This is a genomic window from Dietzia sp. DQ11-44 (genome assembly GCF_014145205.1).
Classification (GTDB): Bacteria; Actinomycetota; Actinomycetes; order Mycobacteriales; family Mycobacteriaceae; genus Dietzia; species Dietzia natronolimnaea.
Genome location: NZ_JAALEC010000436.1, coordinates 1 through 1144, shown reverse-complemented (window position 1 = coordinate 1144; position 1144 = coordinate 1). Strand labels below are relative to the sequence as shown.

The window sequence follows — 1144 nt, the reverse complement described above, 5'->3', positions numbered from 1 at the left end:
CGGACGCCCTCGCCCGGTCCCGCGCCGCGGCGGCCGGGCTGGCCTCCCTAGGCGTGGCGTCGGTGGTGGTGGACTGCGAGAGCGGCCGGTTCCGCATGGGCCTGGCCTCCGAGCTCGCCACGCACCTGGGCGCCGAGCACATCCCGCTGGGCGAGGTGACGGCCGAGGGACTGACCCACACCGTCCGCACCCACACGGCCCCTGACCGCCGCACCACGGCGCTGACAGAGGGAGAGGTGGCCTGATGCCGCAGGGACAACCGGCCCGCGTGCCCGACGACGGGCTGAGCACCCGGCAACGCCGCAACAAGCCCCTGATCATGGTCCACACCGGGCCCGGCAAGGGGAAGTCCACGGCCGCGTTCGGCCTGGCCATGCGTGCCTGGAACCAGGGGTGGGACATCGGGGTGTTCCAGTTCGTCAAGTCCGCCAAGTGGCGCATCGGCGAGCAGACGGTCATGGAGCGGCTCGCCCGCCTGCACGCCGAGACCGGTGAGGGCGGGCCCGTGGAGTGGCACAAGATGGGCTCGGGCTGGTCGTGGTCGCGCAAGGACGGCACCGAGGAGGACCACGCCGCGGACGCCGCCGAGGGCTGGGCGGAGATCAAGCGCCGGCTCGCCGACGAGCGGCACGACCTCTACCTGCTCGACGAGTTCACCTACCCGATGAAGTGGGGCTGGGTGGACGTCGAGGACGTGGTCGAGACGCTGACCTCGCGGCCCGGTCGGCAGCACGTGGTGATCACCGGCCGCGACGCCGCCCCCCGGCTGATCGAGGTCGCCGACCTCGTCACCGAGATGACCAAGGTCAAGCACCCGATGGACGCCGGCCAGAAGGGTCAGAGGGGGATCGAATGGTGACCGGATCGCGCACCGACCTGCCCCGGCTCGTGGTGGCCGCTCCGGCGTCGGGTCACGGCAAGACCACCGTCGCCACCGGGCTCATGGCGGCCCTGCGGCGCAGGGGCCTGACGGTCTCGGGCCACAAGGTCGGCCCCGACTACATCGACCCGGGCTACCACGAGCTCGCGACGGGGCGGCCGGGCCGCAACCTCGACCCGCACCTGGTCGGCGAGCACAGAATCGTGCCCCTCCTGCTACACGGCGCGCAGGCCGCGCCGCGGCCGGCCGACGTCGCGGTGATCG

1 protein-coding gene and 2 pseudogenes are annotated in these 1144 nt (G+C 73.1%); all 3 read left to right on the top strand.

Annotated features, from left to right (window positions below; all coding sequences use genetic code 11):
- Window positions 1–245 (top strand): annotated as a pseudogene (locus G6018_RS11370) (magnesium chelatase); the annotation flags it as partial.
- Window positions 245–859 (top strand): cob(I)yrinic acid a,c-diamide adenosyltransferase, encoded by a 615-nt coding sequence (cobO, locus tag G6018_RS11365; RefSeq protein ID WP_182639643.1) that lies wholly within the window; start codon window positions 245–247, stop codon window positions 857–859. The pseudogene G6018_RS11370 and the gene cobO, both read left to right, overlap by 1 nt.
- Window positions 853–1144 (top strand): annotated as a pseudogene (locus tag G6018_RS11360) (cobyrinic acid a,c-diamide synthase); the annotation flags it as partial. The gene cobO and the pseudogene G6018_RS11360, both read left to right, overlap by 7 nt.

What these genes read in the sequence shown, in the direction of transcription:
- cobO (WP_182639643.1), top strand. Translation starts at nt 245, where the DNA reads ATGCCGCAGGGACAACCGGCCCGCGTGCCCGACGACGGGCTGAGCACC.